Annotated in this window: 16 protein-coding genes and 1 pseudogene; 10 read left to right on the top strand and 7 right to left on the bottom strand. The window is 65.2% G+C overall.

Going from position 1 to position 21,865, the window contains the following annotated elements; translation table 11 throughout:
* Entirely contained in the window at positions 1-1,254 is a 1,254-nt protein-coding gene (locus AB0M74_RS28470; protein WP_366529364.1) for an FAD-dependent oxidoreductase, read from the bottom strand.
* A 511-nt stretch (positions 1,255-1,765) separates the two neighbouring features.
* Between AB0M74_RS28470 and AB0M74_RS28475 the strand changes: the two are divergent.
* From AB0M74_RS28475 to AB0M74_RS28495, 5 genes and pseudogenes are all read left to right on the top strand, one after another.
* A pseudogene (locus AB0M74_RS28475) lies at positions 1,766-2,035 on the top strand (SDR family NAD(P)-dependent oxidoreductase); the annotation flags it as partial.
* A 44-nt stretch (positions 2,036-2,079) separates the two neighbouring features.
* Positions 2,080-2,202 (top strand): hypothetical protein, encoded by a 123-nt coding sequence (locus tag AB0M74_RS28480; protein WP_366529390.1) that lies wholly within the window; start codon positions 2,080-2,082, stop codon positions 2,200-2,202.
* Positions 2,203-2,284: 82 nt separating this feature from the next.
* Complete coding sequence (locus AB0M74_RS28485; RefSeq protein ID WP_366529365.1) at positions 2,285-2,569, top strand: hypothetical protein; 285 nt, start codon at positions 2,285-2,287, stop codon at positions 2,567-2,569.
* A gap of 341 nt (positions 2,570-2,910) precedes the next feature.
* Positions 2,911-3,453 carry a hypothetical protein gene (locus AB0M74_RS28490; RefSeq protein ID WP_366529384.1) on the top strand — a complete coding sequence of 181 codons (543 nt, stop codon included), beginning with the start codon at positions 2,911-2,913 and terminating at the stop codon, positions 3,451-3,453.
* A complete protein-coding gene (locus tag AB0M74_RS28495) occupies positions 3,450-4,427 on the top strand; it encodes an HAD family hydrolase (protein WP_366529366.1) in 978 nt (325 codons plus the stop codon). The genes AB0M74_RS28490 and AB0M74_RS28495 overlap by 4 nt, the downstream gene beginning before the upstream one ends.
* A gap of 242 nt (positions 4,428-4,669) precedes the next feature.
* On the opposite strand, the gene AB0M74_RS28500 is transcribed toward AB0M74_RS28495, so the two are convergent.
* The 6 genes from AB0M74_RS28500 to AB0M74_RS28525 form a co-directional block, all read right to left on the bottom strand.
* Positions 4,670-5,965 (bottom strand): hypothetical protein, encoded by a 1,296-nt coding sequence (locus AB0M74_RS28500; RefSeq protein WP_366529367.1) that lies wholly within the window; start codon positions 5,963-5,965, stop codon positions 4,670-4,672.
* A 315-nt stretch (positions 5,966-6,280) separates the two neighbouring features.
* A complete protein-coding gene (locus AB0M74_RS28505) occupies positions 6,281-7,570 on the bottom strand; it encodes a discoidin domain-containing protein (RefSeq protein ID WP_366529368.1) in 1,290 nt (429 codons plus the stop codon).
* Between the two features lie 114 nt (positions 7,571-7,684).
* On the bottom strand, positions 7,685-11,134 hold the full coding sequence (locus tag AB0M74_RS28510; protein ID WP_366529369.1) for a hypothetical protein: 3,450 nt from the start codon (positions 11,132-11,134) through the stop codon (positions 7,685-7,687).
* Positions 11,135-11,165: 31 nt separating this feature from the next.
* The gene (locus AB0M74_RS28515; protein ID WP_366529370.1) at positions 11,166-13,280 is read right to left on the bottom strand and encodes a hypothetical protein; all 2,115 of its coding nucleotides are present in this window, start codon (positions 13,278-13,280) and stop codon (positions 11,166-11,168) included.
* 45 nt (positions 13,281-13,325) lie between these two features.
* Positions 13,326-15,128 (bottom strand): DUF6603 domain-containing protein, encoded by a 1,803-nt coding sequence (locus AB0M74_RS28520; protein WP_366529385.1) that lies wholly within the window; start codon positions 15,126-15,128, stop codon positions 13,326-13,328.
* Positions 15,035-16,135, bottom strand: a complete 1,101-nt coding sequence (locus AB0M74_RS28525; protein WP_366529371.1) for a hypothetical protein — start codon at positions 16,133-16,135, stop codon at positions 15,035-15,037. Before AB0M74_RS28525 ends, AB0M74_RS28520 begins: the two co-directional genes overlap by 94 nt.
* A gap of 537 nt (positions 16,136-16,672) precedes the next feature.
* On the opposite strand from AB0M74_RS28525, the gene AB0M74_RS28530 reads away from it, so the two are divergent.
* From AB0M74_RS28530 to AB0M74_RS28550, 5 genes are all read left to right on the top strand, one after another.
* Positions 16,673-17,017, top strand: coding sequence for a TetR-like C-terminal domain-containing protein (locus tag AB0M74_RS28530; RefSeq protein WP_366529386.1), 345 nt, complete (start codon positions 16,673-16,675; stop codon positions 17,015-17,017).
* 1,645 nt (positions 17,018-18,662) lie between these two features.
* Positions 18,663-19,400, top strand: coding sequence for a hypothetical protein (locus tag AB0M74_RS28535; protein WP_366529372.1), 738 nt, complete (start codon positions 18,663-18,665; stop codon positions 19,398-19,400).
* A gap of 15 nt (positions 19,401-19,415) precedes the next feature.
* A complete protein-coding gene (locus tag AB0M74_RS28540) occupies positions 19,416-19,880 on the top strand; it encodes a hypothetical protein (protein ID WP_366529373.1) in 465 nt (154 codons plus the stop codon).
* A gap of 49 nt (positions 19,881-19,929) precedes the next feature.
* Complete coding sequence (locus AB0M74_RS28545) at positions 19,930-20,190, top strand: hypothetical protein (RefSeq protein WP_366529374.1); 261 nt, start codon at positions 19,930-19,932, stop codon at positions 20,188-20,190.
* Between the two features lie 55 nt (positions 20,191-20,245).
* Positions 20,246-21,640 (top strand): HAMP domain-containing sensor histidine kinase, encoded by a 1,395-nt coding sequence (locus tag AB0M74_RS28550; protein ID WP_366529375.1) that lies wholly within the window; start codon positions 20,246-20,248, stop codon positions 21,638-21,640.
* Positions 21,641-21,865: the final 225 nt, after the last annotated feature.

The following is a 21,865-nucleotide window of genomic DNA, read 5'->3' on the forward strand; positions in this document are numbered from 1 at the left end:
TCACCATCCGACCCCGAAGCCGCGTGCTGCCTCGACGCCCGACCGACATCCGTCCTCATGGAAACCCCAGCCGTGATAGGCACCGGCGTACGCGAGGGTCGGTGACGCGAGATCAGGCAGCCGTCGCCGGGCCTCGTCACTCTCCGGTGTGTACACCGGATGCTCATAGTCCATCCGGGCCAGTACTTTCCGCGGATCGACGGCAGCTTCCGGTCCGAGTGTCACCAGATAGTCGGTATTCGAGTCGATGTTCTCCAGCCGGTTCAGGTAGTAGCTCATGAGCATCTCGTCCGGGTTGGGATGACAGGTATTCTGCCGATAGTTCCATGAGCAGCGATGCTCGGCGGCCCGCGGCAGCACTGACGCATCGGTGTGCAGCAGCGCCCGATTCCGCACATATGGCAACGCGCCGAGGACGCTGTGCTCGACCGGTGTCGGATCGGCAAGCAGCGCAAGCGCTTCCCCCGGGTGAACGGCGAGGATGACGCGATCGAAACGGCGTGTGCCACCGGCAGCATCGGTGACGGCGATCCCATCGGCATCGCGGCGCACCGACCGGACCGGCGTCTCGGTAAGGACCTCATCGAGCGTCGCGGCTATTCGAGACACGTAGTCCGCCGATCGTGAGCTCAGTGTGCGCCAGCGTGTAGCCGCACTGCCGCGCAACATGCCGTGGTTGTTGAGGAAGGCCAGCAATGCAGCCACCGGATACAGTCCCGCGGTCCGCGGATCGCAGGACCACACAATGGAAACCAGCGGCAGCACAACATGTTGTGCGAAATAGTCGGAGAACCCGTGGTCGGCCAGCATCTTGTGCAGGGTGACCCCGTGATCTTCGGGTGTGGCGAGGATCTGTTCGCAGACGCGGTTGAATTCCAGCATCTCTATGAGCAAATCCGGGTTCGCCGACTGGAGTTCGTGCGGCAACGTGCGAAGTCCGCTCCCCGCAGAGTAGTTCAGCCCGCAACCGTCACAGACCACGCTCATCGACATCTCCGATGCGACGCTGCGGACTCCCAGCTCGTGCAGGAGTCGCGTGAAGAGCGGGTAGTGCGCCACGTTGTAGACGATGAACCCGGTGTCCAGATGCTGTACCGAACCATCGGTCGAAGAAATCGAATGAGTATGAGCATGCCCGCCCAGCCGAGAATCGGCCTCATATAATGTTACTCGCGAAACTCGCCGCATCAGGAATGCGGCCGTCAGCCCGGATATGCCCGAGCCGATAACGGCCGTCGTCGGTTCCGAGGCCATTGACACTCTCCCACATCATTTACTTCGCCGAAGCTAGCCGGCGCGCACAGACCACTGGATTCGGGAGACCCACCCGCTGGCCTTGTACCGTCCAAAAACTCGATGTATGTAACATCGGCCAGGGCGGAAAAGGCTTGCGGTGCTTCTTCAAATCGTGAGCGTACCGGTCGGTTTGCCGGGGCGCAACGGCTACGCGCAGGTTGTTGTACTCGACTTGCTCGGAGGTTTCAGGGCCGGTCGGATCGGTTCGACGACGAGCATCGCGGTCGCTTTTCGATGGGGGGGTGATTATTGCCGATTGCAATTACTTTTGATGATCGAAACTGTCACAGGCTTCGGTGGGTTATCCGACCTGATGCCGCCCTTGAAGTGAAGGGCAAACCTTCACGGAAGTTCACCGGTTCGGCCATTGGTCGATCTATCGTTTTTCTCCGTCGATCACCCTCGGTCGACTTATCGAATATTTTGTCACCGTGACACATCTGCATGACTTGGATGAGGCATAGCGGTTGTGAAGGCGCAAAGGCCGAGCGCGCGGACGCGCAGACCGGCGTGGTGGCGGATCGATCGCATCATCGGATCCGCCAATGCGTACTATCCCGACCTCGGGATCTACGACTACCTTGCGACCGAGGTCGCCGTCACCAACTTCGGCAAGGCGTTGTCAAAGGAATTGGGGTCGAAGAACATTCGCGTCAATTCGATCAGCCTCGGATCTGTGCCGACCGGGCTGTGGCTGGATGTCGGCGGAGCGGCCGACACAATTGCCGCCGCCGGCGGCCGAACCCCGAAGAGGTCAGGTCCGCGACCGCTGGTGCCACCTCGATGGCCCGGTTCGCCACTCCGGGGCAGGTTGCCGACCTGGTCGTATTCCCGGTCGGTGACCGGTCCGCCAGCATCACCGGATCCGACCTGAGGATCGACGGCGGCTTCGTCACCACGATGTGAGGTAGCCGATCAGTCGCAGGCGTCATCCGTGCGGTTGGCGGGATCGGGTCGCGGGCGTGCCGTCGAGTGTTTCCATACGGCGGTGACTCCGGCGCAACCCGTCGGTCAGGTCGTGCTCGTCGGGGAGGCGGGGCCGGCTGGCCGGTACGGCCACCGACTCGGCACATTGCCAGGAGTTGCCGACATCGGTGAGCGCCGTGACAACCTCGCAGCGGCCTGCCAGAAGCACAGCTACACCCCCGAACGCGTGGCCCGCAATATCCTTCGCGCAGTCGACCGTGGCCGCGCCGTGGCTCGGTCGTCGAGCGCGGCAACGCTGCACGACGGTTCTTTCGCTCCCGAGGAGGTGTTTCTCCGAGCGAATTGAATCATGTTGTGCTGCAACGAGCTATAGGTCAGACGCGGAGTGTGCGATGAGTTTCGAACACTTTGATAACGAAATCAATTGTGGCTCAGTACTATTCGGCAGATCATTTGACCGTTCATGTTGTTTCGACAGGCGATCGACTGTGCCCGTCTGCCGGTGCACCTTCTACAAACGGAAATGCCGGACGCGGCGATCGCAGCGGGTCTCGGTAGAGAATTCGCCGATCGGCGGGCGTGCGCTGGATGCGGTCCGAGGAAGATGGTTATCGCGTCATTCGATGTTAAGTCACATCTGTCGATAGCTGGATATACGCTTGTCGTGTGGTGGCAGTGCCGGCGCCGATGCTGGCCGTCGCAGGGCGGCCACCGGACACGGCTGTCTGGGTCATCGGGATGAAATGGGATGGCATCCGCGCCGTCGTGGTCTGCGGTGGCGGATCGTGCCGCGTGTACAGCAGAAACGAGCGTGAGATCACCGGCTCCTGCCCGGAGCTCGCCGCTGCGCCGGCCGAGTCGGTGCGAGGCCGGTCATTGATTCTGGACGGTGAGGCGATTGCGCAGACCGCCTCGGGTGCACCGTCGTTCGGTTTGCTACAACATCGCCTGAATGGGATTCGACAAACTGCGCAGCTGACCGCATCGGTGCCGGTCCAGTTCTACGGGTTCGATGTGCTGCACATCGACGACGAGGACGTCACCACATTGCCGTATCTGACCCGCCGCGCGTACGCAGCTGCCTGGCCGGTTGGTGAGCGTCCTGCCCGACTGGCTGGAAGTGGCCGCCGATCGAATGCTCGAGGTCGCGCTTCGCAGTCACAAGAACCTCGCCGAGGTGACTCTCCGGGGATGTCAGGGCCGTTGAGGATCGAAGGAGCAGCGCCATGACCGAAAGACGCGATTCCGGAACGCATGCCGCCGAGATCGAGCGAAAGAGCGCTGGCCCCGCCGAAGCTCCGCTTCCGAGCTGGCGCGACGGCGCCGCCAAGGCGGCCATCGTGGGTTTCGTCGAGCGGGTGAGGTCCAACGAGGTCCCGCCCGAGGACCGGGTCGCGGTTTTCGACAACGACGGCACGCTGTGGTGTGAGAAACCGATGCCCATTCAGCTCGACTTCATCCTGCGCCGTCTCGTCGCGATGGCCGAGCAGGATCGTGGTCTGCGCACCCGTCAGCCCTGGGAGGCCGCCTACGCGCAGGACTATCGCTGGTTCAACGACGTGATCATCCGGCACTACCACGGCGACGACAGCGGGGTGGAGGTGCTCGCCGCTGGTGTGCTGATCGCGTTCGCCGAGGTGACTGTGGAGCAGTTCGAGGTCCAGGCGGATCAGTTCCTGCGCGCCGCACGGCATCCCACCCTCGACCGGGACTACCTGGAGTGCAGTTACACACCGATGTGCGAGCTGCTCGACTACCTGGCCGTAAACGGGTTTCGCAACTACATCGTCTCCGGCGGCGGCCGCGACTTCATGCGGCCCATCAGCCAGGACGTGTACGGCATTCCACGCCAACGGGTGATCGGCAGCGGCGTGTCGCTGGCATGGAAGGACGACGGCGGCAGCGGCGCGATCGTCCGCAAACCCGAGGCGGACGTCCTCGACGACGGTCCCGAGAAGCCGGTGCGCATCTGGAACCGTATCGGCAGGCGGCCGCTGCTGGCGGCCGGGAACAGCAACGGGGACATCCCGATGCTGCAGTTCTCGCAGCAGCCGGACCGGCCTTCGTTACGGCTGCTGCTGCGCCACGACGACGCTGCCCGCGAGTTCGACTACGCCGCTGGCGCCGAGCGGGCGCTCGAACTGGCGGCCGCACACGCCTGGACCGTGGTCAGCATCAGGGACGATTGGACGACCGTGTTCTGATCACGCGCGCGGGATCGGTGATCCGTCAGTCGATTTGTTGGACGACAGAATCCCGCACCGGTCAGGGGGTCGATCTCGGTGGCAACGATTGCCTCTCGGCCGGAATGGACGTCGCCCGAGCTCACTGGTTGGATAGAACGCGTTTCGGGGTGCCTGCAGCGATCGACCGAGGCGTGGCCCGGGTTTCGTGGCAAGACCGGGCCACGGTCTGGTCGGCCGAACGACCACTGGAGTAAGTACTGTCAGACTTCGGTGATTCCTCGCCGTGCGGTAACCGGAACATCGAAGAGGGCGCCGTCGGGGGTGACTTCCAGCTTCGGCCATGGGTACGGCGATACACGCATCGATCGAATGGCTAGGTTGGTCGTCGAGGTTTCCACGAATGTCAGCCGAATGAATTGCGCCAGAAGGCGCGTCGTCGGGGTCCAGTGCAGCTCGCGTTGCCCAGGGACTATCTCGGCCACACGAATCCATATCCCGAGTATGAAAATCCACATCGCCCCACTCGGTGGCAGGTTTCCACCGTCTGGGTCGCCGAAATACACGTCGATGGTGTTGATCTCCGCAGGAGCGTGGAGGTCGAGCTCGACTCTGTCATCGGCCTGGACCGGCGCGTTGCTGAGATAGTAGGTTTCGAGATTTTCGTTCAGCAAGTTCTTCAAGGGATGTCTCTCGTCGACACCGAGCTGCGGTGTCACGGTGACCATCGGCAGTCGCGAGGCAATAGTGAAGTCACCGTGCACCCTGAGATTGCCGACCTCGAGGTCGGGGATGCGGACAGTGACGGTCGTGGTCAGAGTGCGCTCGACGGTGTTGTTGCCGACTTGGACGGTCGCGCGCAGGTAGAACACGGTGGTGTGGGTGACGTTGTTGACCGGGTAGGTGGTCAGGTTCAGGACGTTGATGTCGGCGGCGTCGTAGAGCAGCCGCAGCGAGGAGACGCCGCTGGCTTCCCAGTCGAGTTCGACCGCGCCGTTGTTGTCGATGATCAGTGGTTCGGCGATGAAGTTGGCCAGGTGGAAGTTCGGGGGGAACTTGCCGATGTCGAATATGGTGGTACCGGTCTGCCAGGGGTCGTTGTGGCCGGCTTCACGCCATTCGAGGTCCATACGTAGTGGTGCGCTACCGATTTCGGTGTTGATGCGCATGCCCATCAACTGCACGGTGACGCCTTGGTCGCGGCCGATCTCGGCGTGGCCGGAGGTGGGGGTGAAGGTGATGGTCTTGGTGGCGGTGTTGGTTTCCGGAGTCCAGTCCGGCAGGCTGATCTGCGCTGCGGCGCTGGTGAGGTCTGTGGTGAGGTCGGGTGAGTTGTTGCCGGTGGGGACGGTGAGGGTGATCTTGCGGCATTCGATGGCCGAGGCGGATCGACGGCTGCCCACCAGAACGAAATCCGCGCGTTGGGTGTCGCCGTTGGAGGGTGAGATCCGCACCGGGTCTGGGTTGGTGTTGAGGTCGAAATGCAGCGGGGAGGTATTGGTCACCGCGCCGTCGGTGGTGAAGGTGTTGGCGGTGTATCGCGGGATGGTGCTGGTCACCGGTGGGCTCCTGACTCGTTGTGCCGCTAGAGGGTAAGTCGGCTCGACTACGCGGCATTCGACCCGCACTGCCTACAAATGCTGCAACGCGGTCGAGCGTGCCCGCAGCAAGGCAAACAGTGGCGAGCCGTCGCCACCAGGTACGACAAGCTCGCGCCGGCCGGCTACCCGGACTCGTCTCGGCCCTTGTCGTCGAAGGGCTGAAACAATGGGACGCAACCCAGTGCGGCATCGGTGAATCACCGTCGGGGCGAGCACCGGCCGGACGCGGCCGGCCGGCCGAGCTCGGGTGAGCCGCGCGGGAAGATCTGTTCGTCATCCTTCGGTGAGGCCCCGGTGCGCGGTGACCGGGACATCGAAGCCGGCCTCGGCGGGGCCGACATGCAGTCTCGGTCTCCCGACTTGGAATTGTCGGATGGCGATGCGGCCGCCATAACGCTGGTGGACGTACACCTGCACGAAGCGCATCATTATCTCTTCATCCGACGACCAGTGCGCCTCGGGCTTGCCGGGAGTGGCCGGGATCAGGAAATGGGGTTGCTCGCCATCGAGGGAATAGGCCAGATTGAATGTGGTGGGTAGATTCCTGCCGTCGGGGCTTCCGAAATAGACGTGGATGTCGCGTATCGGTCGCGGAGTGCCATAGTCGATTTTCACCAGGCCGCCGTACTCGGCGCTACCTCCTGATTGGCTCAGGTAGTAGGTTTCGAGATTCCCGTCGAGCACGTTCCGCAAGGGATATGCCGAGTCTTCACCGATCACTACTCCCGCGGTGATCTGAATGGGCCAATCCACCATGAGCGAGCCGACTACTCTGAGGTTTTCGACTTCGAGGTCGGGCACTCGAACGGTGACCGTTGTCGACAACACGCGTTCGACGGTGTTATTGCCGACCTGCACGGTCGCCCGCAGGTAGAACACGGTGGTCCTGGCGAGATGGTTGACCGTGAACGTGGTCAGGTTCATGACGTTGATGTCGGCGACGTCGTAGAGCAGCCGCAACGAGGAAACCCCTTGTGCCTCCCAGTTGAATTCGACCGAGCCGCCGTTGTCGATGACCGATTGTTCGGCGATGAAATCGACCAGGTCGAACCCGGCCGGAAATTTGCCGATGTCGAAGGTCGAAGTACCGGTCTCCCACTGGTCGTCGGATCCGGCTTCGCGCCACTCGACTTCCAGACGCAGTAGGGCGGTCCCGACGACGCTGTTGATGCGCATTCCCATGAGCTGCACGGTGACGCCTTCGTCGCGCCCGATCTCGGCGGAACCGGAGGTCGGAGTAAAGGTAATGGTCTTGGCGGCAGGGTTGGTGGTCGGAGTCCAGTCCGGCAGGCTGATCGCGGCCGAGGCGCTGGTGAGGTCCGGGGTCAGGTCGGGGGAGTTCTCGCCGGTGGGGACCACAACGGTGATCCTGCGGCATTCGATGGCGTCCGAGCTGCGGCGGCTGCCCACCAGAACGAAATCGGCGCGCTGCGCGTCACCGGAAGCCGGTGAGACCCGAACCGGGTCAGGAGCGGTGTTGAGGTCGAAGGTCAGCGGCGGGTCGTTGCTGACCGAGCTGCCGGTTGTTGCTGTGGTCGCGGTGTACTGCGGGATCGTGGTCATCAACAGCTCCTCGCTTGTCGAAGTGGTGAGCATCGGCTGCGTTGCATGCTGTCGCGGTGGCGCGCGGCCGAAGCGATCCGTTTTCGATGGCGTAGTACTGCGGGACGGTCGCGGTCAGCGTGCTCCCTGTTGGTTGGTGGGGGTGCGGCTGTGTTCGGCGGCGTCGCTCAACACCAGGAATCCCGAACGGATTTCGTGGTCGGCGCCGATCGGGAGCGAGGCAGGGTCGGGCGCCGTGATCGGCATCTGTGCCCACTCGGTGCCGACCTGTTCGGCCCACGACCAGGTGCCGGTCACGGTGGCCGGCTGCGGCAGGATGGCGGCGCCCTGATCGGTGGTGCCGATCAACAGCGGCCCGGCACGGAAGGCCACCGCCATCTCCGCCAGTGCGGCATCGGTGAATCGCTGTGGGATGAACACCGATTCGACCGGAAGGATGTCGGTCGTAGCGTGTACTGCGGCGCGTGGATCGGCGAGCACGGTGAGGGTGGCCGTGCTGTCGGTGGCGAAGGCGAGTTTGATGCGGTCGCCGTCGCCGATGGGGCGCAGGTAGCCGCCGTGGTTGCCGCTCGGGGTGACCACTGTCTCGAAATGGTCGTAGTTCTCGTTGAGGATGTAGCCGACCAGGCCGTCGTCGGTTTGCAACGCCTCGCCGAGGCGGACGTTCCAGCGGTAGTCCGGCATTTTCGGGGTCGGTGGTCTGAGTACCTGCTGCCAGGTGACGTCGGTGCGCACCGGACCGTACAACCGCAGGTCGAGGCGGGCCCGGACCAAGGCCAGTGGGCGGCCGAGTAGGACGCCGAGGCTTTTATCCTCTGGGCCGTCCGGGTCGATGAGGGTGATGGTGTCGTCGATCAGCTTGCGCACGGCATCGAACACCGCTGGTCCGCGTTGTTTGATCGCGGCCAGGAAGCGGTGTGCGTGTTGGTGATTCGTGGCGAGCTGGTCGAATTCCAGGACCGATGATTCGGGCAGCGCGGTCCATTCGACGACCTTGTGCCCCTGGGGGGACAGCACGACTCGCAGATCACCCAGCACCTTGCCTTCCGGGTCGTAACACGCCAGCGCGCGATCGAGGCGGTTGTGCACCAGCCACGCGCAGATCGGGTTGGCGCCTGCGCTGAGTTCGACGTCGGAGTCGGCGGTGGCGGAGAGAAAGTCGAACCGCAGCTTGGCCGGCTGCAGCAGGCGCGGACCGAGTTCGACGTAGCGGTCGGTCTGGATTTCGCCGACGGCGTGGTCGGGGGTCATGGACTGGGGTTTGCGCAGCCTGCCGAAATGCAGTGGGTTGTCGATGAGGTTGACCGCGCGGCCGAACCGGTCGACCACCGACAGTCGGGTGAACATCAGGTGCCCGGAACGGAGTTCCTGGAAGTCCGAGTCCTCCCAGTCGTCCCATTCGAATACCGGCTGGGGCCCGGGATCCGGGGTCGGGCCGACGCCGGAGCCGATCAGGTCGCCGATGGCACCGCCGGGTGTGCGGTTGCCTCGGGACATTCGCTGGCCAACGGTGGCGCTGAGCCCATCGAGGCGTTGGGACAGCTGGTCGAGGTTGTGCAATTGCTCGCGCAGTCCGCGCAGCAGCGGTTCGGGCAGGTCGTCGCGGCCGTTGGTGTAGCTGTCGAGCTTGCCTTCCTGATCGTAGCCGCTGAGGGGCGCCAGCATTTGGCGGCCGCTGACGGTGACCGCTGCCTTCAGTGTTCCCTCGCCCTGCCAGCGGTAGCGGGTGCCGTCGAAGCGCCAGCGTTCGGCGGTCTCCTCCACGAACGGGATCGCGGTGTATTCGGCTTCCCACATGAGATACAGCGGCTGCCAGGGCTGACGCCATGGGGCGGTGCCGTATTCGGGCAGTGTCCCAGTGGCGTTGCCGAGGCCGACGCCGGTTTTGCGGGCCTGGTCGATGATGAAGAACTCGGTGACCAGGGCGCGCATCGGACCGGGCAGGTCGGTGACGTTCACCTTGTTCACGTCCGCGGCCACCGTCGTGGCGGTGATCGATCCGATGGCGGTGATCAGGCGTTCGGCCACCCGGCACGGCAGGTCCGAGCCGCGGCTCAGCGGGGCACTCAGGTTGGCGCCTGCCAGCATCAGCACCGGGTCGGCGTGCTGCTCGAACGGCTCCTGCGGGGAACGTTGCAGTTCCAGGGCCGCCCGCAAGCCATGCCGAGCGGCGTAGTCGGCGGCGCGAGCAGACAGCTTGTCTGCCGTTGTCGCCCAAGGAATTTCGTCGCGCAGGGCTTCTACCTCGGCCTTCTTGGCTGCGGTCAGGCCCGCCGCGCCCTCGGCGTTGTCCGTCCGCAGTTCATCGGCGATGCGGCTGGCGAAGGAACTCGGCTGATTCGGCTCCTGCGACAGCGACCACAGAATGTGCAGGCGCTGTCGGAGATCGGCAAGTTCGCGTTCCTTCTCGTCGAGTTCGCGTTGGGCAGTGTTGAGTTCGGCGACGACATCGGCGGCGCGGGCCTTTTCGGTGGAGCGTTCGTCGGCCGACAGCGCGGCACGCGCCTCCTCGCCGCCGCGGTCGACCACCCGCCAGGTGAAACCACCTGGGACGGGGCCGAATCCGGAGCGGTGCGCGGCACGGCCGGGGAACAGGTCGCCGTCGGCGCGGTCGTACTCGTTCAGTACGCCGAGGGTGAATGCGCTGTAGAGCCGGGCCGAGTCGTCGCTGAGTGAGTTGGTGCCGCCCGTCTGCTCTTGGAGCACACCGGCCGCCTCGGCGGTGCTGTTGCCGATGGCCACGGCGATCTGGGCGGCGTGCGGACTGTCGGATGGGTAGACACCGCCGTTCGGGCGCCAGTCGATGCCAAGGGCGCCACCGGAGTACACCGAGCGGCGGGGGGAGCCGAAGGTCGCGGCCAGGCTCCACTCCAGCCTCGACATCAGTTGGGGGAAGGAAGTTTCCGCGTTCTCTCCGGCGACGAGGATGTCGGCGTCGGGGTCGGAATACCAGCCGGCGACGTGGTAGCTGAGCCTGTCGTCGCCGTCGATATCGGCGAGGGCGTCGTGGATGGAGAGGACGTTCTTGTTGTAGGGCTGGAACACCGAGAACGTGAGCAGCCCGGGCCCGAGCGCGGTGAGGAACTGAATGCCGCCCGGCTCCTGCCACGGGCTGCCGGTGGAGAGTTCGACCAATGTGCCGATCTTGGTCGCGGTGGCGGTCTGGGCGTGTGGGTCCAGATAGGATACCGACCCCTGCTGCGGGTGCAGGAAGTCGCTGTGCACGATCCAGGCGCGCACACCGCCATTGGAGCGCCGGGTCACCAGCCAGCGGTTGGGTACCAGCGGGAAATCGCCGATCTCGCCGGTGGTTTCGTCCTGGCGGCCCTGCGTGAGAGCCTCGGGCAGCTGCCATTGCAGGTACACACCGAGCCTGGAGGCATCGCCGCCCCACGGCTCGGTACCGGAGAACGGCTGTGGTTCGGGTGCGGCGTTGGCGTCGACGAACGGCACGAAATTGGCGATCCAGCGTTGTATGACGTAGGTGCCGTCGGTGTCACGGGTCTGCGCGTTGACCGCGAACGCCGCGACCTCGACCGGGACGACGAGCGTGTCGTTGGGCATGCGGTACCCCTTCGGGAGGATCGGGATCGGGTCAGGAACGATCGAAAGTCTGGATCTGCGGGGCTCGGATCATCTGCAGCGCGAATTGGGCAGGTGACAGCGTCGACAGGCCATGCGCGGCGGCCAGTTCGGGCAGTAGTTTGTTCTCGATGTCGAGCACGTCGCCGGACGGGCGCAGGAACCGTCCGAACCCAGCAGGGTCCGGGAACTCCCCGTCCTTCACGGGCGAGCCGATGTTCCCAGTCAGCCAACGCAGTTGGATGGTGCCGACGTCGCCGATGCCGAAGTACAGGCCTTGCGGCGGTTCCGCGATGGTGAAGGTGTCGATGACCTGTGGGTAGAGCAACAGTAAGACGCTGTTGCCGAAGTTCGCCTGTCGACTAGGTGCGATTTGTTGCTCGCCGCGGAAGGCGCTGTAGATGGTGCGCGGCCAGTTCGGGACGAGGGTGGATCGGATCAGTACCCCACACGCGGGAGCCGCCCTGACCTCGGTCGCGAGTGCGTTGAGGTCGGCGTCGAGGGCGTGACCGACGCCGACGCTGAGTGCGCCGTTCATCGCGGCCGATACCCAACTGTTGTCGACGTAGAAGAAGCGGATGCTTTCCGGTGGCAGCATGCGGGGGTCGGGCACCAGATGCTCGAAAGGCAGCATCTCCAGCGCGACAAGCCGATTCAGCCATTCCTGCACCGGATCGAGTTCCTCGGCGACGGCGGCGCGCAACACCGCGCGGGTTTCGGCCTGTGCGACAGTGGCGCGCAACCCGACGGCGGTCAGCGCGCCGTTGCGGCGGGTCGCCCGTGCTGCTGGGCGGATCGGGGCGGCGGCCAGGTCGGCGCCGCTGCGGCCCAGTGCACCGGGAAGGTGTGCCGCGAGCAACTGGTCGAAGGCGTGGCGTGCCTGGTTCTCGAGTACCGCGCGGCCTGCGGCTTCGACGCTGCGTCCGGCGATCAGGTCGGGGTGCGCACTGATCCGGCGGGCGGCGCGGCGCGCGGCTTTGCGGAATTCCAGCAGCCGATCCCGGAACGGGGCATCAGCCAGCGCGAGGGTACGGCCGAGGCTGAAGGCGCTGGCGTAGCCGGTGTCGAAGATCCCCCACTGCTTCAGGTAGGTGAGGGCTTCCCCCGCCGAGTCGAGGCGGGGCGCGGCTGGGGCGGGCAGGCGCTGGGCGGGGTCGGCGGTGAATGGGCCGCGGTAGAAGCTGACGCTGCGTTCACCGGATTCCAGACGCTGCGCCAGGGCGGTGGCACCGGAACGCAGTCGTTGGATCGCGTCGCCGTCGGCGGTTGCGCCGGCCAGCGGAACCCGCAGCGCCAGATCGGGTTCGGCGGCAAGGTGCTGCACGAGGTCGCCGAATCCGATACCGGTATCGTTCAGCGTCTCGAATGCCCACGTGTGCAGGGTTACCAGGCGCAGGCCCTCGCTCGGTGGGGTGCCGGTGAGGTGCTGAGGCAATCCTTCCAGTGAAACCAGGTGCGCGACATGCCTACCCGCGGTCGCGGTCGGGAATCGGCTGCTGACGACAGTGGCGTTGAGGTCGGTGAGTTGCGGTTCGGGGTCGGTGCCGCGCACGTGATCGGCGTCGGGCGGCCCACCCTCCCGGATGTGGGCGAGCAGCGCGAGTTCGGCGACTGTCGGGCGGATCGTGGCAAACACGTTCGCGGGCACGAGGATACTGCTGCAGGCCATTTCGGCCTCGCCCTCCATCAGTGACTCGTCGGTGATCGTCGGCGGTTTTCCGGGCCCGGCGGCACGGTCGAGCAGTTGCCGGACCGTGGAAACAGTCACTTCGCCGACTGCCTGCGGGTCCTCGGGCAGTTCACCTTCCCTGAACAACAGCAGCGCCACCCAGGGGACGCCGTCGCCGAACGAACCGAGTAGCCGAGCCCAAGGCAGTCCGGCGGCGTCGAGGGTGATGTGCGGCAGGATCTGGCTGTACTTTCCGACGGCTCCCGCAACCGGGTAGCAGCCGTGGATTTCGGAGCTGCCCAGGGAGAATCGCGGCCCGCGCACGCCGAAGTTCTGTTGCCGGGTGGTCAGGGTGGCGACGGTCTCGATGTTCTGTTCGACGCCGATCTGGTATTGGCCTGCGTAGAGCGACGGAATGCGGTGGTCCAAGAATCGGGTGCGATGGCTGGTTGTCGGCATGACGAAGGTTCCCCTGTTCTCGGCGGGCGCTGGAGGCGGGCGGATTCAGTTGGCGGACACCAGCATCGGTTCGGCGGTGAATGCCGTCTGGCAGGCCCGGGCGTAGCCGGACAGGTTGTTGTCGAGGGCGCCGAGGTCGAAGCCGAGCGCGGTGAGCTGCCCGGCCAGGCGCTGGCGCGCGGCCGTCTGCTCGGTGGCCGCGACCGTGGCGGCGATGGTGGCGATGACACCGTCCGGGCGTGCGGGAATCGCGCCGACTGGGCCGGCGTTCGGGTCGAGAGGCTGCGCGCCGTCGGGAGTGACCGGGTCGAATGCGATCGCTTCCTGATCGATGAATCCGGTGGAGGTGCCGTGTCGCGGTGCCGGGGAGGTCATTGCGGCGCCCAGCAGCTGATCGGGCACTACGTGGTTGCCGTTGCTGGGCAAGCTGTCGGTATTGCGCGAGCCCCACAGTTCGGCGGCGACGGTGGCGGTGCGTGTGGCCCGTGACCATTCGCCGAGGTCGCGGGCGGCGCCATCGAGGGTGAGTTTCACCCGCTGGTTACTGGTGACGCCGCGCCACCGGGTGGGGCGCAGGTTCACTGTGCTACCCGATTCTGCGGGTGTTGTCGCGGTGCCGAGGAATATCTTGGTCAGCGGTACTGTGGTGTCGGTGGTGAAGGTGAATCCGCTTGCCGATACCTCCCAGTAGTCGTTCGCGAGGGTGCGGGTAGCGGGGTGTTTCTCGACGAGCAGACCCGCGCCCGGCAGCACCCGCACGTTGTTCTCCGCCGGCGGCAGCAGGGCGCTGAACCCGGGCCAGTCCAGCTCGTTGCCAGCCCCTGCGCGGCCGTTGCCGAAGTTGATGGTGAAGGAGATGAACCACAGCTTGACCTTCGCCTTGCCGCCGGTCGGTGGACCCCAGACTTCCAGTTGCACACCGATTTCCACGGTGATGGTGATGCGGACGAAGATGATCTTCACCGACGCGGACACACCGACGGACACCTTCATGCCTACGTCGAAGTAGAACGGCTTCCACTGGATCAGCGCATCGACCTGTGCCGTGCACCAAGCCCGCACGACGCCGGAGTGGAACCGGATGGCCAGCCCGCCGCCTGCCATGGCCGCGCCCGCAGTGATGGCCAGATAGGCGTTGCCGGAGATGGTCACCGAACCGGTCAGGTCCCAATCGAAGCCGACCCGCGGCTGGGCCGGATACTGTTTCGGCGCACGGTAGTTCGGATGGAAGCCGCCGACCGAGAAGACGAAGTCTCCCGCATACGGGCTGGGTCCGAACCAGGTCCGCAGCGAGATCCCGCCACGCAACCGGCAATTCGGGTCGAGCAGGTACGAGTCGCCGGTGAGACCCGCGTCGAAGGCCAGTTCACCCTGCTTCGGTTTGATCACCGCGCTCAGGCCGACCCCGATCCGGGCGTACTTGCGCTCGCCTCCCTTGGGCAGGTCGGCGGCGCCGGTGCCCATCAGGGCGATGGTCAGCTCCTCGCCGGTCTGCACCAGGGCAACCAGCCGACCCTCGATCAACTCGGCGAGGGTGAATCCCAGCCCGGCCGCCACCCACAGCTCGTCGTCCTGCGCGGTGATCCACGGATTGCTGGTGAGGGTGAGGGTGCGCAGGACCTCGACCGGATCCTCGGTCTCGCCGCCGATCGCGGCAGGGTCGCTGAGCGCCTTGACGAACGGGAAGTCGTCGAGCTCGGTGACCGCGGGAATCCGGATACGGCTGTTCCAGCCGAAACCGACTGCCACACCGTTCAATCGGATGGCGGGGATACCGATGCCCGGATCGCCACCGATCCCGGCGTAGCCGAAGAACGACGGCTTCGCCGCCCCGGACTCCGGCACCACGTACGCGCCCGCGCCGGTGCCGTACAGCCCCCTCTTTGCGCCCTTGAACGAGAACACAGGACGCCGCCGATGATCGTCTTGTACGGCGACTGGGCTTTCAGCAGCCCGAGCGCCCCGCTGATCATCAGCGGGTTGTAGTCATAGGTGACATCGGCGACCGCGCCGTCCTCGCCGATGGTCAGCGCCCAGCGGCCGTTGCCGCGCTCGGAGCCGGAACTGGTGCCCGCGAGCAGGGCGAACCCAGCGGCGGTAGCGACCGCCCGGACCGGCGGGTGCATGAACCCGCTGCGGTGTGCCCGGGGCTGCGTGACCGGCAGCGCCCTCCCGAGGCCGTCTACCCGGCAGGGATCGAGTACGACCTCCCCGCGAGGCGCAGCCAGCGGCACCAGCATCCGGCGGGGGCGGGTCGGCGTGGCAGGCAGCAATAGCCAGCTACCCGGTGGCAGCTCGGTGCCGAGCGGGTCGGGCAGCACACCGCGCCCGACCTCAATAGAGCCCAGCTCCGCCAGCCGGGTCAGTGGCACCGGCGTGCGGGTACACACGACATGCCAGCTACCCGCCTCGACCGTGAACACCCGCTGATCGTTCGCATGCATCCGCACGACCGCCCCGGCGCCACTGGCCTTCAGCGATGCACCGGCGGCCCCGTCGAGCCGGATCTCGACGTGCTCCAGCACCGGACACGGCAGCACGGGCAGCTCGAAGCCGAAGCATCGAGCCAGCAGATGCGCGGGTGCCCCCGGTCCGGGCAGGCGCAGCTCCAGCGCAGCCGAGCTGTCGTCCGGGGCGATCTGGAGGGTCAGTGCGGCGGCGGTCTCACAGAAAGGGACCCGCGCGGTGCCCACCGCTTCGCGGGTTGCCGCACCGTTGTGCCCGAGGCGCAGCATCTCGTCCGGGAACAGGACCCGCAGCCCGTCACCGAAACCGAAAGCATCGATGGGAACTTCGGCCGCGGCACCATCGGCCTCATCGAGAAGTTTACGTAGCCAACCGATCTGGACGGTCACAGCGGTCCTCCTCCGTGTGCAACAAACTACGAAAACGCCCGCACAGACTCATCCGACGGCACACGCAAACAGGCCATCGGTGAGGGCATCGTCGAGATGATCAGCGGTTCTCACAGCCCGGTCTCCGCGATCACCGGACCGGGCAAGTCACACAAATCCGACGGTAAGCCACAACGCGGCCCGGCACAGCGGTTTCCGGTCGGCGCGGCCCCCGCGCTCGCGTGTGGCGAATTTTGCTTTCCGCTCCGGCCGGCAAATGTGACACCGCCGCCGCCGGATTCAACATGAAGGTGCACTGCGCTGGCTGCGAGGGTCGGTGGTGGGGCTGATCGGTGTACATCGCCGAAGTGACACCGGGACGTGGGTACTTGCTGCTGCGCTGCTCGATCGGTGACCCGACTCGGGACCGTCTGCTACGTCTGATGGGGCGCGCAGGCGTGGTGGAGTGGACGTGGATTACGCGCTCCAGTCCCGGACCTCGGTCGGATGTCAGCTTTCGACTAAGCCTCGAGCGCGCTCACAGGAATGTCGAACCTGATGGAAGGCAGAGCGTCCGGATCGCAACCATGCCGATCGGCATGGTCGCAATTCAGGGGGTTCTCGAAAAGCGATGTGCTGGAACCTGTTCCGCCTCTCGCACGGCTGGTCGGCACAACCATCGCCCTCTCGGCCGACCCAGTGGTAGCCGAGACGCGCCACCGCTTCTGGAACGATCGATGCGAGCGAACCTCCCAGGTCATCGACAGAGCTGTCGAGCGTGGCGAACTATCCGAAGGCGCGAACCCTCGCGAGGTCATCGAAACCCTTTCCGTGACAATGTATTTCCGGCTACTCGTTGGTGACGAGGTGAGACGAGGCCTTCATCGCCCGCTGCATCGATAGCACTCTTACCCTCCAGTGCAAAGTCGCCTGACCAGGCCACGCGGGCACGATCACGGCCGGTGTGCGGCCCGGATCCCCTGTGGGACGGGCCGCACACCGGATGTCAGCGGGCGATCAAGGAACTCGAACGAGGAGTCCGAGATCTGAAGGAGGCTAACCAGATTTTGAAAGCGGGCCCGATTTTCTTCGCACCGGAGATCGGTCTGTGTCGCCGTTGATCTGTGAGTTCATCGATCAGATGCGTGCTGAGGGTTACCGGGTCGATCCGATCTGTCGCGTGCTCGCCGAGCAGGGCGTGCAGCTCGCCGGACGGTACCTATCGCAACTGGAAAGCCGCGCCTGCGTCGTCGCGGACGGTGACCGACACACATTTGACGCCGCGCCTGCTTGCCGCCATCGGCACGCCCGAAGGTATGGGCGCAAGATGGCCCCGTATCTGCAGCGCCAGGGCCAGCGGGTCAGGATCGGCACCGTCGACCGACCATGCGCGACGAGGGCATGTCGGGCGTGATCCGCGGTGGCAAACACCGCACACAAATGAACTCCCAGGTACGGCATGTGATCTCAGCAATCACTGCTCTACCAGGAGTTCACTCGAATCTCGAGCGTCACACGCCCAACACCGGAGTTCTCACGCTCGCTCAGATGCACCAGACGACACTACCGAGGGGGAAGCACCACGTAGCTGATCCGAATGATCCGTCGACCGGGGCGATGGTGGATGACGAAGGCGCTGCGGCAGTCGAATCGGCAGAGGCTGCCGGCGCTGCGAGGATGAGCAGGGGTGCGGCCATAACAGTCGCGGCTAGGGTTTTGACGATCTTGCTGGACATTTTGCTTCCTTACGACGAGCTTTATCGTGTCCGCGTCGTAGGCCGCGCTGCCCGAGCTACCGGACTTGGGCAGCGAGTGCATGCCGAATCGACTTTGCGACACGCGATTCGCTACTTGGTGAAGTACATAGTGCGTCCCGATAGGAACGCACATTAAGGCCGGCGTCAGCTGCAGTATCGACCGGACCGAACAAGACGTCATGGGGTACCGCAGAAGGCGTCAATAACAGCTTACCTCTGGCTACCAGACCATTCGATCGGAAAGGGAACATTCAGAAGATAGCTCTCCTGTCCGAGTGGGCGTCTGAGAACGGTGCCAGGTGTGGGCGAGTCCGGCGTGACATGAGGCGCTCATGGCCATGTAGACGATGGTTTCGAGGTGGTCGGGTCGGGTTCGGCAAAACTGGCGGTTCGATACGCCACGAACGGCCCCCGCACGCCGGTCTCGGAGGCGCGAACCTTGCGCTCGCCGGCGCCGTGCGCGCGGAAGGGGTGAGATTGCTCGATGTCGGTGGAAAGTGATGTCGCGCACTCCGGCAGACGCCCGAACTATCACTCGGAGGACAAGATTCGACGTTTCGCGAGTCTGCGGAGCCCGCTGGTGGCCGTGCGCCGAGAGCACTCCGGACGGTTGCTGAGCGGCCCGGGCAACGCGGGGGCCGTTGCGGAGTCGATGGTGTTCGAGAGCATCGCCGTGTATTCCTTGATCGAGTGGGCCGCGCTCGCATTGGTCCGGGGCCTGCCGATGGGCGGCCATCCACCGGAACCACAGCGCGATGACATCCCGGATCATCCTCCTGCTAGGAACGACCTTGACCCAAGCTCGCTTCTTCCAACGACAACTCGCCGACTATCGGGAGATCCTGGTCGATCCACAGGTCCGGACGATCCTGTCGGCCTCGGTACTGAACACCTTCGGAACCGGACTATATGGGGCGACCTTCGTCTTGTGGGTGCTGCGCGGTGGTGTCACGGCGACGACGCTCACGCTGGTTCTGAGCACGGGCGCGTTCCTGGCGCTGTTCCTCGCGCCGGTCGGCGCCGTGGTGGCGGAACGATGGGGCGCACGGAATGTGTGTGTGGCGCTGAGCGCGGCACGCGGCGGGCTCAATGTCGTTCTGGCGCTGTCGGTACCGCCCACCGTCCTCGCGAGTGTCTTGCTTGGCGTGCTCGTCCTGGACCGGCTCGCGTTCCCCGCTAGCCAGGCCGTGGTCCAACGAGTCAGCGCCGGGACGATGCAATCGTCGGTGCTCGCCGCACGGCAGCTCACGCAGACACTCGGCCACGCCGCCGGTGCGCTGGCTGCCGCGTTGTTCCAACTGGCGGTGCCCGAGACCTGGTTCGGGTCGCTGATCGCACTGAACGGCATGTCCTTCTTCGTGAACGCGATCCTCTTCGCTCGACTCCCCGTTGATGGCGCCCTGCGGCCGCAGAAGTTGCCTTGGACCGAGGGCTGGCCGCGCGGGCGGGTCGCGCTCTTTCTCGTCGCTCTCGCGATCGTGGATATCGCGGGTTCCGCGACCGGACTGGGTTTGCCGATATACCTCTAGGCGCAGCACAGCGCGATGATCGGTTGGGTCGGTGTGGCGGTAGCCGTGACGACGTGGATCGGGACCGCGATGACCTTCTTCTCCGGCAGGCTGTTCGCGGCTCCCGGCGCCGGCCGTCGATATCTGATCCTCGGAACAGCACTGGTGGGTGTGGCCTGCGGAGTGATCGGCCTGGCGCCGGTGTCCGGTGGCGCCGGTGTCATGACGATCATGCTGTTCGCTGCGGCGGTCGGTGGCGGTGCCGCACTGGCCTCGTTCGCCGGCTACTACCACGTCGTGGGCATCGCGGAGCAGGGGTACCGCGAGCGAGTGCTGGCGAGCTATGGCCTCTCCGGATCTCTCCAGCGATTGATCGCGCCGGTGGTCCTCGGCGCGTGTGTGTACAACTACCGTCGCCCGCTGCTACCGGGCACCACCCTCCAGCGACCCGGCCCCGCACCGGTACCAATTCAGCTGGACCGCACCGCAGATGGTGGCTGAGCTGGCCTTCTCAGTCACCTCTCAGCCACTATGGGGCAGAGTGGAGGGCATGCGCATTCTGGTAGTCGACGACCGTGCGTTCCGAGAACCGCTGCGTCGCTCGACAGGTCTCAACGACTACGTCGCCGGCCTCGGTCGCTCTGGCTCGGATGGCGACGAGGTGGACCGCCGGCCGCGCGGCGCGAGGAGCGATGTGCCGACTCTCAAACTCATGGAACAAGATTCGGACTTCGAGCGAGTGGCCGGGGTTGATGTCACCGTCGGCAACTATCTGCTGGGAGCTCACCCGCAGCCGCCTTCTCGTGGGTAGGACTGTTTCCCGGAGGCCTGTGATCAAGGGGCTCGACCAATCTCCGGAGCCCGATATGAGTCCGCCGATGCCGCTGACACACTCGGTGTCGCTGCGTCGGAGGGTGACACTGCTGGCCGCGTCGGTGGTGGCCGTTGCCGTTGCCTTCACATCCATTGCCGCGTATGCGACGGTAGCGCGCTCGCTGTATGCGGAGGTCGATGATCAACTGCGGACCCGCGCCGCGGTCATGATCGCCAACAACGTCGACAGCATGAACTATTTGCAAGCACTCGCCCTCGGCAGCTTGTTTTCGACAGACATCGGGGTTGCCCTTGTCTATCCCGATGGCAAGTCGGGGGGCTACATGGTCGGGCAAGACGCTGCGCCGCCGATCGGCGGTCCGGAAATGGCTGTGGCGCGTGGTGAAGTCGAGTTCTCGCTGCGCACGGGCGGTGATCAACGTGTGTATGCGCAACGAACGTACGCCGGATCGACGCTGGTACTTTCGCAGCGACTGCAACCGACCCGTGAAGTGCTGCATCGGCTGGCGTGGTTGCTGTTTGTGGTGGGTGGCTGCGGCGTAGTGGTTGCCGCCGCGGCCGGCACTGCGGTGGGGCGCACCGGGTTGCGACCCATAGCGCGCCTGACCGCAGCCACCGAGCGGATAGCGCGGACCGATGATCTGGCCCCCATTCCGGTCACCGGGGACGACGAACTAGCAAGACTCACCGAAAGCCTCAACCTCATGTTGCGCGCTCTTGCCGAATCCAGGGACAGGCAGCGGCGGCTGGTGGCCGACGCCGGTCACGAGTTGCGCACCCCGCTCACTTCGCTGCGCACCAATATGGAGCTGCTGATCGCCTCGAACCGGGCGGGGGCTCCACAGATTCCGGAAGCGGACATGGCGGAGTTGCGTTCGGACGTCATTGCTCAGATCGAGGAGTTGTCCAACCTGGTTGGGGACTTGGTGGACCTAGCTCGTGAAGATGCCCCCGACACGGTGTACGAGCGGGTGGACGTCGGTGATGTGGCCGAACGGGCGTTGGAACGAGTCCGGAGACGACGGGCTGGTATCGAATTCGCTGCCGGTCTGCAACCGTGGCTGGTGTACGGGCACGAGGCCAGTTTGGAGCGTGCGCTGATCAATGTCCTCGACAACGCTGCCAAATGGAGCCCAGAGGGCGAACAGGTGCAGGTCAGGATGGGCGAAACCGCTTCGGGTTTGCTGGAGTTCGCAGTGGATGACGCAGGCCCCGGAATCCCTTTCGCGGAACGCGATCTGGTGTTCGAGAGGTTCTACCGAGCAACGGCCGCGAGGTCTATGCCGGGTTCCGGGCTAGGTCTGGCGATCGTCAAGCAGGTAGTGATGAAACATGGTGGAACGATTGCGGTCGAGACATCCGAACGCGGCGGCACGCTGATTCGCATTGTCCTGCCAGGCGAATACGACCATCGCTCTGTCGAATGAGATCATCGGATCGCCCCTTCTCAGGCTCGACCTCGGGGCGTCGAAATACCAGCTGCCCGTGGAGCATTCCCTTTGCACTACGGCTGAGCCTTACCTGTGTCCATCCACCGAAAGGCGCTTGGCGACACAAGTTTCGACTCGTCATCGCCGTCCGCACGCTCGGCCGCCGCAAGCCCGATCGACCCCCTTCGGGCGCAGTACCGACCAGTCGAATCAGGAGAGTTC

Origin of the sequence: Nocardia sp. NPDC051463, from assembly GCF_040681975.1 — a bacterium.
Lineage (GTDB): Bacteria > Actinomycetota > Actinomycetes > Mycobacteriales > Mycobacteriaceae > Nocardia.

Bases quoted from the DNA above. Each gene is read 5' to 3' on its own strand.
- AB0M74_RS28530 (WP_366529386.1), top strand. From the start codon at position 16,673: ATGGAAGGCAGAGCGTCCGGATCGCAACCATGCCGATCGGCATGGTCG.
- AB0M74_RS28515 (WP_366529370.1), bottom strand. From the start codon at position 13,280: ATGCCGACAACCAGCCATCGCACCCGATTCTTGGACCACCGCATTCCG.
- AB0M74_RS28505 (WP_366529368.1), bottom strand. From the start codon at position 7,570: ATGACCACGATCCCGCAGTACACCGCGACCACAGCAACAACCGGCAGC.
- AB0M74_RS28540 (WP_366529373.1), top strand. From the start codon at position 19,416: ATGATCGGTTGGGTCGGTGTGGCGGTAGCCGTGACGACGTGGATCGGG.
- AB0M74_RS28510 (WP_366529369.1), bottom strand. From the start codon at position 11,134: ATGCCCAACGACACGCTCGTCGTCCCGGTCGAGGTCGCGGCGTTCGCG.
- AB0M74_RS28480 (WP_366529390.1), top strand. From the start codon at position 2,080: ATGGCCCGGTTCGCCACTCCGGGGCAGGTTGCCGACCTGGTCGTATTC.
- AB0M74_RS28495 (WP_366529366.1), top strand. From the start codon at position 3,450: ATGACCGAAAGACGCGATTCCGGAACGCATGCCGCCGAGATCGAGCGA.
- AB0M74_RS28550 (WP_366529375.1), top strand. From the start codon at position 20,246: ATGAGTCCGCCGATGCCGCTGACACACTCGGTGTCGCTGCGTCGGAGG.
- AB0M74_RS28490 (WP_366529384.1), top strand. From the start codon at position 2,911: ATGCTGGCCGTCGCAGGGCGGCCACCGGACACGGCTGTCTGGGTCATC.
- AB0M74_RS28545 (WP_366529374.1), top strand. From the start codon at position 19,930: ATGCGCATTCTGGTAGTCGACGACCGTGCGTTCCGAGAACCGCTGCGT.
- AB0M74_RS28470 (WP_366529364.1), bottom strand. From the start codon at position 1,254: ATGGCCTCGGAACCGACGACGGCCGTTATCGGCTCGGGCATATCCGGG.